The 14,194-nt window shown below is 62.6% G+C and carries 12 protein-coding genes; 8 read left to right on the top strand and 4 right to left on the bottom strand.

The window, feature by feature from the left end:
• The first annotated feature begins 50 nt into the window (after positions 1–50).
• Together OB03_RS05100 and recO are read left to right on the top strand one after the other, a co-directional pair.
• A complete protein-coding gene (locus OB03_RS05100) occupies positions 51–518 on the top strand; it encodes a nuclear transport factor 2 family protein (protein ID WP_461343416.1) in 468 nt (155 codons plus the stop codon).
• 1 nt (position 519) lies between these two features.
• Entirely contained in the window at positions 520–1,251 is a 732-nt protein-coding gene (gene recO / locus OB03_RS05095; protein WP_242915182.1) for a DNA repair protein RecO, read from the top strand.
• On the opposite strand, the gene recG is transcribed toward recO, so the two are convergent.
• Complete coding sequence (recG, locus tag OB03_RS05090) at positions 1,248–3,332, bottom strand: ATP-dependent DNA helicase RecG (protein WP_461343415.1); 2,085 nt, start codon at positions 3,330–3,332, stop codon at positions 1,248–1,250. The genes recO and recG overlap by 4 nt on opposite strands.
• Before the next feature lie 100 nt (positions 3,333–3,432).
• Here recG and OB03_RS05085 point away from each other — a divergent pair, with 100 nt between their 5' ends.
• Positions 3,433–3,762 carry an FAD assembly factor SdhE gene (locus OB03_RS05085; RefSeq protein ID WP_242915186.1) on the top strand — a complete coding sequence of 110 codons (330 nt, stop codon included), beginning with the start codon at positions 3,433–3,435 and terminating at the stop codon, positions 3,760–3,762.
• Complete coding sequence (mfd, locus tag OB03_RS05080; protein ID WP_461343414.1) at positions 3,762–7,214, top strand: transcription-repair coupling factor; 3,453 nt, start codon at positions 3,762–3,764, stop codon at positions 7,212–7,214. Before OB03_RS05085 ends, mfd begins: the two co-directional genes overlap by 1 nt.
• Before the next feature lie 21 nt (positions 7,215–7,235).
• Here the strand turns inward: mfd and OB03_RS05075 are convergent, their stop codons facing one another.
• Complete coding sequence (locus tag OB03_RS05075; RefSeq protein WP_461343413.1) at positions 7,236–9,518, bottom strand: spermidine synthase; 2,283 nt, start codon at positions 9,516–9,518, stop codon at positions 7,236–7,238.
• Positions 9,519–9,592: 74 nt separating this feature from the next.
• On the opposite strand from OB03_RS05075, the gene OB03_RS05070 reads away from it, so the two are divergent.
• Both OB03_RS05070 and OB03_RS05065 read left to right on the top strand, forming a co-directional pair.
• Positions 9,593–10,087, top strand: a complete 495-nt coding sequence (locus OB03_RS05070) for a CinA family protein (protein WP_461343412.1) — start codon at positions 9,593–9,595, stop codon at positions 10,085–10,087.
• Positions 10,087–10,326 carry a sulfurtransferase TusA family protein gene (locus OB03_RS05065; protein WP_242915195.1) on the top strand — a complete coding sequence of 80 codons (240 nt, stop codon included), beginning with the start codon at positions 10,087–10,089 and terminating at the stop codon, positions 10,324–10,326. Before OB03_RS05070 ends, OB03_RS05065 begins: the two co-directional genes overlap by 1 nt.
• On the opposite strand, the gene OB03_RS05060 is transcribed toward OB03_RS05065, so the two are convergent.
• On the bottom strand, positions 10,292–11,275 hold the full coding sequence (locus OB03_RS05060) for a YihY/virulence factor BrkB family protein (protein WP_242915197.1): 984 nt from the start codon (positions 11,273–11,275) through the stop codon (positions 10,292–10,294). The genes OB03_RS05065 and OB03_RS05060 overlap by 35 nt on opposite strands.
• Positions 11,276–11,439: 164 nt before the next feature.
• On the opposite strand from OB03_RS05060, the gene OB03_RS05055 reads away from it, so the two are divergent.
• Entirely contained in the window at positions 11,440–12,768 is a 1,329-nt protein-coding gene (locus tag OB03_RS05055; RefSeq protein ID WP_461343411.1) for a diguanylate cyclase domain-containing protein, read from the top strand.
• Here OB03_RS05055 and OB03_RS05050 read toward each other — a convergent pair.
• Entirely contained in the window at positions 12,765–13,916 is a 1,152-nt protein-coding gene (locus OB03_RS05050) for a bifunctional 2-C-methyl-D-erythritol 4-phosphate cytidylyltransferase/2-C-methyl-D-erythritol 2,4-cyclodiphosphate synthase (protein ID WP_461343410.1), read from the bottom strand. The genes OB03_RS05055 and OB03_RS05050 overlap by 4 nt on opposite strands.
• A gap of 65 nt (positions 13,917–13,981) precedes the next feature.
• Here OB03_RS05050 and OB03_RS05045 point away from each other — a divergent pair.
• Positions 13,982–14,194: tRNA-dihydrouridine synthase (locus OB03_RS05045; protein ID WP_461343409.1), on the top strand; the 213-nt coding region annotated here is incomplete at its 3' end.

Raw genomic sequence — 14,194 nt, 5'->3', positions numbered from 1 at the left:
AAATAAGCATCCAGTTTCCGTCTTGGTCATGAAGGTGTAGTGTCCAAACCATGAACATTCTCGCCTTGCTCATGATCGCTGCGGCTTTGCAATCCCCGTCCGACGGACCCGATATTGCGGGCGCGGACGCTTTGCTGGATCGCTTCCATCAGGCGGCCTCGCGGGCTGATGGCGAAACCTATTTCGGCTTGTTCACGCTGACGGGCCGCTTTGTCGGCACCGACGAGAGCGAGCAATGGAACGTTGAGGAGTTTCGCGCCTATGCCGAGCCTTACTTCTCTCAAGGACGCGGCTGGACCTATATGCCACAGACGCGCGAAGTACGTTTGGCACCTGTGGCATGCCAATGCGTGGCGACGTTTGACGAAGTGCTCAGCAACGACAGCTATGGTCTGGTGCGGGGCTCAGGCACGCTGATCCGGGGCGAGGATGGCTGGAAGATCGAGCATTATGTGCTCAGCTTCATCGTTCCCAATGACAAGGCGCGTGAAGTCGTCGCCGTTATAAAAGCCAAATAAGTTGGAATTTCAGGACGAAGCCTTTGTGCTGTCGGCACGCGCCCACGGCGATACCGGCATGGTGGTCGAACTGCTGACCGAACAGCATGGTCGTCGCGCTGCCTATGTGGCGGGCGGCGCGTCGCGCCGGATCAAGCCGTTTTTGCAACCGGGGGCCAAGGTCTTGGCCGAGTTCCGGTCGCGCACGTCGGACCAGTTGGGATCGGCCCGGCTGGAACCGATGGGCGAGGGGCCTGCCTCCCTGTTTGATGATCCGGTGGCCCTGACCGGACTGAGTGCCGCCGCCGCCGTCGCGGGCGGAGCCTTGCCGGAGCGCGAGCCTTTTCCGGGGGCCTTCTATGCGTTCGACGCCTTGATGTCGGCTTTCGGGATTGCCGACATCTGGCCGGCAATTTTCGTGCGCTATGAAATGGGGCTGCTGGAGTCGCTGGGATTCGGTTTGGACCTCAGCCGTTGCGCCTCAACGGGCGACACTGATGATCTGGTCTGGGTCAGCCCGCGCACGGGCCGTGCTGTCAGTCGCAAGGCAGGCGAGCCCTATGCCAATAAATTATTGACCCTGCCGCCGTTCCTGTTGGGGGCGCAGGCGGGACTGGACGACGGTGACGTGCGCGACGGTTTGACCCTGACGGGGCATTTCCTTGAGCAGTACGTCTTTCATCCGATGAATAAGCCGCTTCCTCCGGCGCGGTTCTGGATGATCGACAAGCTGGAAGCGGCCCAGAGGCTTTAGTCCATGCTGGCGCGATCCGTGCGCCAGTCGAACAGGCTCTCCAGCACCTGAATGGCCTTGCCGCGCGGGCTTTCCAGCCTGGGATCACGGTGCAGAACCAGACGCGCATCGTCGGCGGCGGCCAACAACAGGTGGCGGTGCTTGATCGGGTCGGCAAAACGATAGGCGGGGAAGCCGCTCTGCTTCAGGCCCAGCGGATCACCACCGCCACGCAGTCGGAAGTCCTCTTCGGCGATCAGGAAGCCGTCCTCGCTGTTGCGCAGGATTTCCAGACGCTTGGTGGCTATCTCACCCAGTTCGCCGTTCTCGCCCGCGCCGTAGAGCAGGATGCACGAAGACGCCTTGGCCCCGCGCCCGACGCGGCCGCGAAGCTGGTGTAGTTGCGCCAGACCGAAGCGGTCTGCGTGTTCGATCACCATGATGGAGGCATTGGGTACATCCACGCCGACCTCGACCACGGTCGTCGCCACCAGAACCGGCAGTTCGCCCGCGGCAAAGCGGTTCATAACCGCCTCGCGCTCGGCACCGTTCATCTGTCCGTGCGCCAAACCGACCTCGGTGCCGAGGAATTTGCGCAGGGCTTCGGCGCGGTCTTCGGCGGCGGCAAGGTCGATAGCCTCGGACTCGGCCACCAGAGGGCAGATCCAATAGGCCTGCGCGCCTGCCTCCACAGCCGCTTTCAGCCGCTGGGCCACTTCCTTGATGCGGGCCAGCGGCACGACGGCGGTCGTGACGGGCGTGCGGCCCGGTGGCTTTTCGTTCAAGCGGCTGACGTCCAGTTCGCCGTACTGCGTCAGTTCCAGCGTGCGCGGGATGGGCGTGGCCGACATGGACAGCAGGTGGACGCCCTTGCGGCCCTTGTCCTGAAGCTGCTGGCGTTGGCGGACGCCAAAGCGGTGCTGTTCGTCGATGACGGCCAGAGCGAGGTTGTCGAACTCCACCGCATCCTGAAACAGGGCGTGGGTGCCGATGGCGACCTGAACCTCGCCCGCAGCAATGGCGGCGGCCTTTTTGCGTTTGACGGCAGGCGTGTCGCGTCCGGTCAGCAGGATGGACGTGATGCCCGCCTCGGCCAGCATGGGACCGAGCTTTTCATAGTGCTGGCGCGCGAGGATTTCGGTCGGGGCCATCAGGGCCGACTGGAAGCCGCTGGAGGCCGCATCGGCCAGAACCACGGCGGCCACAGCGGTCTTGCCCGAGCCCACATCGCCTTGCAGCAGGCGGGCCATTTGCTCGCCGGACTTCAGGTCGTGGCGGATTTCCTCGATGGCGCGGGCCTGTGCGCCCGTCAGTCTAAAGGGCAGGGCGTCCAGCAGGCGGTGCGAGGCCTCGCCCGCGCGGATGACCGGCGCAGGCGTCGCCTGACGCGTGGCCTTGCGACGCGCCAGCGCCATCTGGTGCGCCAGCAGTTCGTCATAGGCCAGACGCTGACGGGCAGGGGCATCGGGCAGCAGGTCGGCTTCGTTCTGGGGCCCATGAACGGTTTGCAGCGCCGTTTGCCAATCCGGCCATTTGCGCTGTTTGATCCACGCCTCGTCCTGCCATTCCTCCAGCGCGGGGGCCAAGGCGACCGAGGCCATGCACAGCTTGCGAAGCTGGCGCGAGGTCAGGCCTTGCGTCGCCGGATAGGTCGGCTCGGCGACAGGAATTTCGTCGGCCTTTTCAGGCGGCAGGATGTAGTCGGGGTGCGAAATCTGCACCTCGTTGTTGAACCGCTCTACCTTGCCGGTGACGATCCTCTGCGAGCCCGCGGGGGCCAGCCCCTCGATATGGCGCGGCGATCCTGCAAACCAGATCAGATGCACAAAGCCCGTACCATCAAAGGCACGGACCTTGATCGGGGCACCGTGGCGGTGCGGCATGATCAGCTTTTCAATGGTGACATTGAAAATGCCGATCTCGCCCTCGACCGCGTCGGCAGCCGTGGCGCGGCGGCGCTGGATCACGCCGTTGGGCGGATAGAAGGCGAGGTCGCGCACGGTCGGCCCTGCCAGTTTCTGGATCAGGGGTGCCATACGCGGGCCCACGCCCTTCAGGGTCGTGACGTCCGCAAACAGGGGGAAGAGAATCTCTGGCCGCATCACAATCACCATAGCCTGACCAAGAGAACTGGCGAAGCGGTCTCGGGAAGGCTATCTGACAGGCCAACCTTTTAGTTCGCGTCATTGGCAAGGATAAAGCGTGTCTGATCTGACCTTCCGCCCCGAGAGTGAAAAGCACGAGACGGACCGCAATGTGCGTCTGGGCCGGATCGCTTACCGCGCATGGCGCCGTGGCTTCCGTGAAGCCGACATGGTGCTGGGCCCGTTTGCGGACCAGATTGCCCCGACGCTGGACGATGCCGAACTGGCGATCTTCGAGGACCTGCTCGATGTCGAGGACCAGTATCTGTACGGCTGGATCATCGAACGCGATCCAACTCCGCCCGAGCATCAAGGTCCGGTGATGGACAAGATCCGCGCCTTCATGCGCGCCCACGTTTCGGCTGAAGTGTTCAAGGGTATCGGTTAATGGTGAAGGCCGGACTGGAGCGTATCGACGCCACCCTCGGTGGTGCGCCCGAGGGGCTGGATGCCCTGATCGTTGCCGAGAAAATAAAGGCGGCGGGTGGTGCGGCCCTGATGGTCGCTCGCGATTTCCAACGGTCCGGCAATTTTATTCAAGCCTTCAACTTCTACGCAAAAGATATTGAAGTCCTTGAATATCCTTCGTGGGACTGTCTGCCTTATGACCGTCTAAGCCCGACGGCTTCGATCTCGGCCCAGCGGATGGCGACCCTGACGCGGCTGGCCACCCGCGACCCGAATGATCCGACGCCCCTGCTGGTGGTGGCGACGGTCGCGGCGGCGGCGCAGCGGGTGCCGCCGCGCCATGCGGTGACCGTTGGCGGCTTTGACGCCAAGGTGGGGCAGGACCTCGATACCGGCGCGCTGGAAGCCTATGTAACGGCGAACGGCTACCGTCGCGCTTCTACGGTTCACGAGCGCGGCGAGTATGCGATCCGTGGCGGGGTGGTGGATGTCTTTCCCCCCGGTTTCGACGAGCCGGTCCGTCTAGACATGTTCGGCACCGAGTTGGAGTCGATCCGCGCCTTCGATCCCGAGACCCAACGCACCACGCGCCAGTTGAAGTCGATTTCGCTGTCGCCCGTGTCGGAAATCCTGATCGATCGCGACACCATTTCGCGTTTCCGCACAGGCTATCTGAACCTGTTCGGCGCACCGGGCGACGAGCCGATGTATGCCGCCGTCAGCGAGGGCGCGCGGCGTCAGGGAGTCGAGCATTGGTTGCCGCTGTTCTACGACCACCTCGACACGCTTTTCGAGTACTTCCCCGACGACGCTCCCGTTTTTCTTGATCATCTGGCAGAGGAAGCACGTGTAGAGCGCTGGAATCTAACGGAAGATGCCTATGAGGCGCGACGCGAGGCGGCCAAGTCCAAGGGCGGGCAAGCCTATCGTTCGGTGGCTCCGCAGCTTCTGTATCTTGATGCCGAGGCGTGGAATGGCGCACTGGCGGGCCGTGCGGTCCGACGCCTGAACCCGCTGTCCACCGGATCGGGCGAGGATGCCGGTGGGCGGCTGGGGCGCAGCTTCTCGGCGGAACGTGCGCAAGACAGCGTGAACCTGTTCGCGGCCGTGGCCAAACACGCCGAAACCATGATGGGCGAGGGCAAGCGCGTTCTGTTCGCCTCGTGGTCGGAAGGCTCGGCGGAACGTCTGGCGGCCATGCTGGGCGACCACGGCCTGTCGCACGTGCTTCAGGTGCGCGACTGGGACGATGTGCTGGCGGCCCCCGAGGGCATCTATCTGCGGGCCGTGCTGCCGATTGAGCACGGGTTTGTCACCGACACGCTGGCGGTTGTTTCCGAAAGCGACATTCTGGGCGATCGTCTGGCGCGGCCCAAGCGCAAGCGCCGTGCGTCCAACTTCCTCGCCGAGGCGTCCGCGCTAACGGCGGGCGATCTGGTGGTTCACCTTGATCACGGCATCGGTCGTTATGAGGGACTGCGGACCCTGAGCATTCAGGACGCGCCGCACGACTGTCTTGAACTCTTGTATGCGGGTGAGAGCAAACTTTATCTACCCGTTGAAAACATTGACCTTCTGACCCGCTACGGCACCGACGCCGAGGGCGTGCAGCTGGACCGTCTTGGCGGTGCCGGTTGGCAGGCGCGCAAGGCGAAGGCGAAAGAGCGTCTGAAGGCCATGGCCGAGGGGCTGATTGCTCTGGCGGCCAAACGCGCGCTCAAGGTGGGGGATGCGATCACCCCGCCTTCTGGCCTGTTCGACGAGTTCTGTGCCCGCTTCCCCTATGAGGAAACCGACGACCAGCTGAACGCCATCGGCGATGTGCTCGAGGACCTCGGCAAGGGTACGCCGATGGACCGCCTGATCTGTGGCGACGTCGGCTTTGGCAAGACCGAGGTGGCGTTGCGGGCGGCTTTCGTTGTGGCCATGAGCGGCCAGCAGGTGGCGATTGTTTGCCCGACGACCCTTTTGGCCCGTCAGCACTTCAAGACCTTCTCCGAGCGTTTTGCGGGCTGGCCCGTCACGGTGCGCCATCTGTCGCGCATGGTCACGGCTAAACAGGCGAATGAAACGCGCGCCGGCCTGAAAGACGGCACGGTCGAGATCGTGGTTGGTACCCACGCTGTGCTGGCCGAGCAGGTCGGGTTCAAGAACCTTGGCCTCGTCATCGTGGACGAAGAGCAGCACTTTGGCGTCAAGCACAAGGAGAAGCTGAAGTCCCTGCGGGCCGATGTTCACCTGCTGACGCTGACGGCGACACCGATCCCGCGCACCCTGCAAATGGCGCTGTCGGGCATCCGCGAGATGTCCATCATCGCCACCCCGCCGGTCGACCGTCTTGCTGTGCGAACCTATGTGACGCCGTGGGATCCTGTGCTGATCCGCGAAGCCCTGCTGCGCGAGAAATATCGCGGCGGTCAGGCCTATTACGTCGCGCCGCGCCTGAAGGACCTGCCGGACATCGAGAAATTCCTGCGTGAGCAGGTGCCCGAGATCAAATTCGTGGTTGGCCACGGCCAGATGAGCCCGACCCAGTTGGAGGAGGTGATGAGCGCCTTCTACGACGGGGAGTATGACGTGCTGGTTTCGACCACCATCGTCGAGAGCGGTATAGATATTCCGACGGCCAACACTCTGGTCGTACACCGTGCGGACATGTTCGGTCTGGCGCAGCTGCATCAAATTCGTGGTCGCATCGGCCGCTCGAAAGCCCGCGCCTTTGCGTATCTGACGACTGATCCAAAGAAGCCGTTGAGCCTGTCGTCGGAGCGCCGTCTGCAGGTGCTGCAATCGTTGGACAATCTGGGAGCCGGCTTCCAGTTGGCCAGCCACGATCTGGATCAGCGGGGCGGCGGCAATCTGCTGGGCGACGAACAGTCGGGTCACATCCGCGAAGTGGGTGTCGAGCTGTATCAGCAGATGCTGGAAGATGCCGTGGCCGAACTGCGAGAAGCGGGTGAACAGGTCGCCGACCGTGGCTGGTCTCCGTCTATCAACGTCGGTGCTTCTGTCCTGATTCCAGAGACTTACATTCCGGACCTGAACTTGCGCCTGAGCCTGTATCGTCGTCTATCGGACGCCGAGCGGATGGAAGATCGTGAGGCGATGGCCGCCGAACTGATCGACCGCTTCGGTCCGTTGCCGGAAGAGGCGCAGCAACTTCTTCGTATCGTGGGGATCAAGGCCAACTGCCGTCAGGCTTGCATCGAGAAGATCGATGTCGGGCCCAAGGGGGCGGTTTTGACGCTGCGCAACAACGTCTTCCCGAACCCTATGGGCTTGGTCGGACTGATCCAGAAGAACCACCTGACGTGGAAGATCAGGCCCGATCAGAAGATCGTTGTGAAGGGCGAATGGCCGACGGCGGAAGATCGCCTGAAGGTCGCCGAGCGCATCACTACCGATCTGGCGCGGGTAGCCAGCGCGGGCTGATCGATAGCCCGCGCCACTCCATCAACCTTTGCGCATGTCTCGGACCATGGCGCTGAATAGATCGACGTAGTCGTCGGTCCAGGGCTTCACCCCGCCTGGGGTCCATTCGGACCAGCGACCGTCCTTCTTGAAGGCGTCGAGGGCCTCTGGAGTGCGGGCGATGATCAGCGCTTCGGTTGTCGCGTCGATCATGTCGTGTCCTTCCCGAGGGCGACTGTAGCCTTGATGCAGGTAGGACAAGCCAGCTGCCTCGGCAGCGGCCATGGCGGGGCGGGTGATGTCCAAATGGCGGTTGGACAAGTGCAGCACCAGCACCCCGTCCTGCGTCAGCATGTCGGCATATCCCGAGATGGCTTCCTTGGTCAGGAGGTGTGTGGGGATTGCGTCGGACGAGAAGGCGTCGATCAGCAGATAGTCAAAGCTATGGGCGGGCTCTTTCTTCAGCGTCAGTCGCGCGTCGCCATAGACCGTCCTGACGTCGTTCGTCGCGCAGTTCTTGAAATAGGAGAAGTAGCGCGGGTCGCGGGAGATGCGGTCCACCATGGGATCGATCTCGAAATAGGTGAAGGTGTCGGTCGGGCGCATATAGCTAAGCATGGTGCCCGTACCCTGACCGACGAGGCCCACGTTCAGGGCAGGCTTGGCGGACTGTCTAATGGTTATCGACTGACCCAGCGGGGTTGTACGCGCATAGTAAAGCGTTGGAATACAGGTGCCATCGGGATGCTGGATCTGCGCACCGTGCAGGGTGGTGCCGTGCATCATGGTGTGGACGTTACCGCCGAGGTCCCTCTCGAACGACGTTGCCACTCGAAGGATGCCGAAGAAGCTCCGGTCGGTAACCAGAGACTCCTTGCCGCCGCTGACAAGGAAGCTGGCCATCAAGCCCACCGTCATTAGGGCAAGGAACGGCAGCACGCGGTTGCGCACAAGGAACGCACATATGCCGGAGATCAGCAGGGCGATAACCATGGCGCGGCGAAGGCCGGTCTGCCCCAGCGTGGTCACCAGATCGGGCAGGAAGCGCAGCAGATGGAAGCTGATGGGCAGCAGGACAGCCACGACGAGACTGGTGAAGAACATGGCCGTGTCGCGTCGGGTATAAGGTGACGGATCGTTGCTGCGGGCAAGCAACGCCAGCAGCAAGACGATCGGATATTCCAACACAGTCTTGAAGATGACGGGGGCCAACAGGGCCGTGAAAGCGCCCCCGGCCACGCCGCCGATGGACATCAGCAGATAGAACTCTGTCAGACGGTCCGGCGCAGGACGGCGAGCCGCCATCTGCTGGTGGCACATCAGTGTGGTGAAGAAGAAGGCCCCCAGATGCAGGCAGAACTGGAACAGCCAGTCTGTGCCTGACAGCTTCAGGGTAATAACAATCGCGATGATCATCGCCGCCTGCACCAAAAGCGTGACGGGCAGGGGGATCAGCGGCCTGTTCTGAAAGGCGATGACGAACGTCAGCAGAAAGAGCGCCAGCGGTATGACCCACAGGAACGGCGCGGACGCCACGTCCGTCGTGATGTGGGTGGTGACGCCCAGCATCAGACTGGACGGTGCCGCTGCCAGCGCGATCAACACCAGCTTGCGGCTCCACGGGATGGATTCACTACGCGGAGCGACAGTCGCGCTTTCGCCTGCGCTGTTTCTGGCTCCCCACATGCGGGCCAACAGCAGCAGGATCAGCACGACGAATATGCCGTATCCAATGCCCCATGTGATGCGTTGGCTGGACAGAGGGGCCAGCGGCTCGATCAGCACCGGATAGGATAGAAGGGCGAGGAAGCTGCCCAGATTGGAGGCCGCATACAGCACATAAGGGTTCTGCCCGCCCGGCTTTCCGGCCTGAACCTTGGCGAACCACGCCTGCAGCAGCGGAGCCGTCGCTGACAGTATGGCAAAGGGGGCACCGATAGAAATAACCAGCGTACCCAACAGCCACAGCACCGGCGCAGATGGATCGGGATCCCCCCACAGGCCACGCACCTGCAAAGGCAGGAATAGTGCCGCGACCAAAAGCAGGCCGATATGCACAAGAGCCTGCATCCTCAAGGTAGGGATGCGCTGTAGAAGGTGAGCGTAGAGATAGCCTGCCAGCAGCGCTGTCTGGAAGAACACCATCGCAGTGTTCCAGACCGCAGGCGAGCCGCCGAGCAATGGTAGGGCCATCTTGGTCACCATCGGCTGGACGACAAAAACCAGACTGGCCGAGGTAAAGATGGCGACGGCAAAAAGCGCCGGTGTTAAAAACTGAATCGACTGACTTTTACGCTTACCGGATTCCAGGCTGCTGTCGGTCACTGTGCGTCCCCTTGAATACCCGGCGGGGCATTCATCCCGGCGCTAAGTTTAATGCTTCAAAAAAGGTGATAGCAATGTTTTCCGAAACGGTTGTGGATTTGGCGCAGGCAGTTCTGACCAAGTCGGGAGACGCAGGCGTCATGGTCGCCACGGCTGAAAGCTGCACCGGCGGTCTGGTGGCGGCTGCGCTGACAGAGATCGCAGGGTCTTCCAGTGTGGTGGACCGGGGCTTTGTCACCTATTCCAATCGCGCAAAAATGCAGATGCTGGGCGTTCCCGAGCAGACGCTGGCCGACCACGGAGCAGTCTCCGAAGAGACGGCCCGCGCCATGGCTTCCGGTGCTGTCGAGCATTCCGACGCTTCGGTGGCTGTCGCGATCACTGGTATTGCGGGTCCCGGCGGCGGGTCGGTCGAGAAGCCCGTGGGGCTGGTGCATTTTGCGGCTGCCCGCGCGGACGGGCGTGTTCTGCACATCGAGCGCCAGTTCGGCGATCTGGGCCGCGAGAAGGTACGCGAAGCGGCCTTGGTTCAGGCTCTTGAACTGCTGTCACAAGCTCTGAACGCCTGATGGCTCCGGTCGTTATCGACGCACGGGGTCACAAATGTCCCGTGCCCAGCCTGAAGCTGCGCAAGGCCATGGAGCATGCGCCCGCTGGGCAGGTGATGGAACTGCTGGCGACCGACCCAATGGCGCGTATCGACGTGCCTTTCCTGATGCAGGAAACGGGCGGGCGGGTGATCGATATTTTAGAAGAAGAAGGCGTGCTTCGTCTTACGATCGAGACTGGCGGCGGGCGTCCAGATTGATCACGCGGCCGTCGTCAGGCTCGGCCTCGGCTACTTCGGGCTCAGGCCGGAATGCCAGTTCCAGCTCGGTGGCCAATGCACCGCCGTAGAAGATCGCGTTGACGTTCCACGACAGCCAGATCAGCAGGACGACTACGGCACCCACAGAGCCATAGGTCGCGCCCAGATGGACGATCTGCTCCACATAGATGGCGCACAGCCACGAGAACAGGCCGGACATCGCCGTTGCAACCAGACCGCCGATGATGGCTGCGGGCCACATAACGGGGGTGCGGTGGCTCATGGCATAGCGGTACAGCATCGTCAGGCCCAGCCACAGGCCGGCAGCCGTCCAGAGGCTGTCGAAGGGCATCATCATACGGCTGACCGGTTCGGTCGCGTAGGCATGCTCGATCAGACGCCAGGTCACGATGGTGCCCGACACCACCGTGAACAGGAAGAATGCAGCCAAGGCTACCAGGAAAGCCAGCATGTTGAACTTGAAAAAGCCGTGCGGCTCCTTCTCGTCGTGGATCAGGTTAAGGCCGGCCAACAGTGCCTTGAAACCACGGTGCGCGGCATAACCGCCGATTGCCAGAGCAATCGCGCTTTGAGTGGAAACCGCGCGGAATGATCCGGCGGACAGACGTTCGACTTCTGCCAAGAACAGCGTCCGCGCGGCTGCAGGAACCGTTTCGGCCATCGCGGCCACTTGTTCGCTGACATTCCCGATGGACAGCACGGCCTTGTAGAAGCCGATCAGGATGGCGATAGCCGGAAACATTGCCAGCAGGGCAAAGAACGTCACACCGCCTGTATAGAGCATTACGTCACGGCCCCACGCACGGCCAAAGGCACGCGCGCACAGTCTTGCGATAGCGAACAGCGAGAACTGGCTGATCAGCTTGGCAATACCGTTGGTGCGAGAGGAAACCTGCGCGGAGGACGTCGCGATGTCGTTATGCAGCATCAGGCCGATTTAAAGACTTTCGCTCGTGAGGGAAAGATAGCCGTCCGTAGACCTCCATTTTATAGCCCAGCTTAGCCATATTTTAGTCTAAGGTCGCGTATCGGGACGGGACAGGGCTGGCGCTTAGCGACTCGCCGAAACCCATCGCAGTTGGATCGTTACGTATGCAGGCCGATAAACTCACCGATATCTCTGTACGAGTTATGCTGGTGGCATCACGGCTTGCGCGTTTCGCTCCATTGCAGGCAGGACTGGACGAATCGGGTTGCAACACCTTGTGGGTTGCAGACATCGAACAGGCCGTCATGGCTCTGGAGACCTATCCCTTCGATGTCGCGGTGGTTGATCTGGATGATCCGGCCATTGTTGTAGGGATCGACAGAATCCGCAGCGTCATGCCTGACCGCCATTTGCCAGTTATGGGCGTCGGGCAGGCCGAGATTCACGGCATAGACCTGAGAATGAGCGAGATGCCGCATCCGACGCAGGCGCTGGTTCGCCTTGAGCACCTGATGCGCGCGGCGGTTGCCGAAGAAGAGTTCCTGCTGCGGTGCCAGACGTTTGCCGAGCACGATGCGACTTTGCGTCGTGTCGAGGACGACCACCAGCCTGTGACGGTCCTGGCAATCGGTGCTCCCGACGAGCGTTTCCTCGCCTTAAGCAACAGCCTTAATGCGGCGGGTGTCGAGGTTGTGGCCGCACCCACGCCCTATACGGCTTTTGATTATCTGCACGAACGGTCATTCGATGCGGCGCTGCTGTGGGGTGGAGAGAACCGGTCGGTGGCCATGTCTATCGCCTCGGGCATGAAGCGAAACACGCGCCTGTATCATATCCCGCTGGTGCTTTATCTGAAGCCCGGCGACGATGTGAACCTGAACGACCTTTATCTGCGTGGCTTTGCAGATGTGGTGGAGACCCATGTGGGCGAAGCCGACACGGCCGAGCGGGTCATGGCGATGGCGCACAACTATCGCCGCCGTGTTTCCATCCGCCGCGCGCTGGATAGTGTGCGGGTGTCCCATCTGACGGACGGGGTGACGGGGCTGTTTCTGGCAGAGCCGTTCGCCTCGCATTTGCGCCGGGTTTATGCCGCCAGCGTAAAGCGCCGCCGTAGCTTGTCGCTATGCGTATTGCGTGTTGCCAAGTCCGATGCGCTTTCAGCCATTAACCGTGGAGGTTGGGTCGATCGGGCCTTGCCGCAGGTGGGGGCTATGATCTCGCGTTTGGTGAGGGTGGAGGACACCGCAGCCTCGCTGTCGCCGGACAGCTTCGCGATTATGATGCCGGCGACGTCTGCACGCGCGGCACGGGCTGCCGCAGAACGGATCGCGGCTGTGATCGCCTGCACGGCCTTCGAGGCCGGTGAAGATCGCTCGCCGTTTGTCTTTGATTTCGATATCGGCGTGGCTGAAATTACCGAGGGCGAAGGCCCGATCCAGTTGCTGGAACGGGCCGTTGCGGATTCCAAGCGGTCGGACGCTGCGGCTTAAGCCGGCATTTCGATAGAGCAGACCGCTTGGGCGGCCAGACCTTCATTTCGGCCCGTAAAACCGAGGCCTTCGGTGGTGGTGGCCTTTACGCTGACGGCACCCAGATCCAGACCCAGAATGTCGGCAATCCGCTGACGCATGGCGGCGCGGTGGGGGTTGATCTTGGGGCGCTCCGCGATCAGCGTCACGTCCACGTTGATGATCGCGCCGCCCTTGGCCTTGGCCAGTTCATAGGCGTGGGCGAGGAAGGCATCGGACGATGCGCCTTTCCAGCGGTCGTCCGTCGGCGGGAAGTGGTCGCCGATGTCGCCCTCGGCGATAGCGCCCAGAATGGCGTCGGTCAGGGCGTGCAGACCGGCGTCGGCGTCTGAGTGACCCAGCAGAGTGTGAGTGTGGGGGACTTGGACACCGCACAGCCATGTGCCCGAGCCATCGCCCTCGACCCAGCGGTGAACGTCATAGCCCATGCCGACGCGGGTAACGCGACGTGCGGTGTCAGGGATCAGGCGTTCAGCCATGGCGAAGTCCTCGGGGTAGGTCAGTTTGAACAGGTCGGCCTCTCCGGCCACCAGACGCACGCGGCCACCGTGGGCCTGAACGACAGACGCCTCGTCGGTGGGGGCATCCGGCCTGGTCCATGCCGCATAGGCGGCGCGGATTGTGGAGGGGCGGAAGGCTTGGGGCGTCTGCGCGCGGTACAGGTTGTCGCGGTCCACAACTGCGCCCATCAGCTTTTCGGCGTCACCGCGACGAAGGCTGTCGGCGACGGGCAGGGCAGGCAATGCGCCCTCGGCGTCGGACAGGGCGTCCAGCAGGGCGTGAATGGTGTGGGCTTTCAGGAAAGGGCGGGCGGCGTCGTGGATCATCACGGGGCGATCATCGTCGAGCGCAGCAAGGCCTGCCTGGACGGAATCAGCACGCGTGGCTCCGCCCGTCACCGACACCCAACCGGACAAGCCATCCAGCGCCTCGCGGGCGCGATCCTCGGCACCGTCGGCCAGCACGATCACCAGCGGTGATGCGCCTGCATCCAGCAGGGCCTCTGCCGACCAGCGGATGAGCGGCTTGCCGCCGACAGTGCGCCATTGCTTGTCCCCGCCTGCGCGAGAACCCGATCCGGCGGCGACGATAATCGCAGAGAAGGTCATGGATCGCCTTCTAAGCGCCAGTTTCATGGTTGACGAGGGGGCATTGTTTCGGCGCTAAGGGCGGCATGAGTTCAGGATTGCAAATCGGGGACGTTCAAATCCCCGGAAAAGTGCTGATGGCACCGATGACGGGGATCACCGATCTGCCGTTTCGTGTGCTCGCCTCGCGCTTGGGTGCCAGCTATGTGGCGACCGAAATGGTGGCCGCCGCAGAGCTAGCCCGTGCACGCCCCGATGTGGTGCGTCGTGCTGCCGTGGGTGGTGGTCTGCCGCTTACG

It is taken from the genome of Brevundimonas sp. GN22, assembly GCF_054824005.1.
The sequence above is the reverse complement of the archived record's forward strand: the minus strand, read 5'-3'. Positions and strand labels throughout refer to the sequence as shown.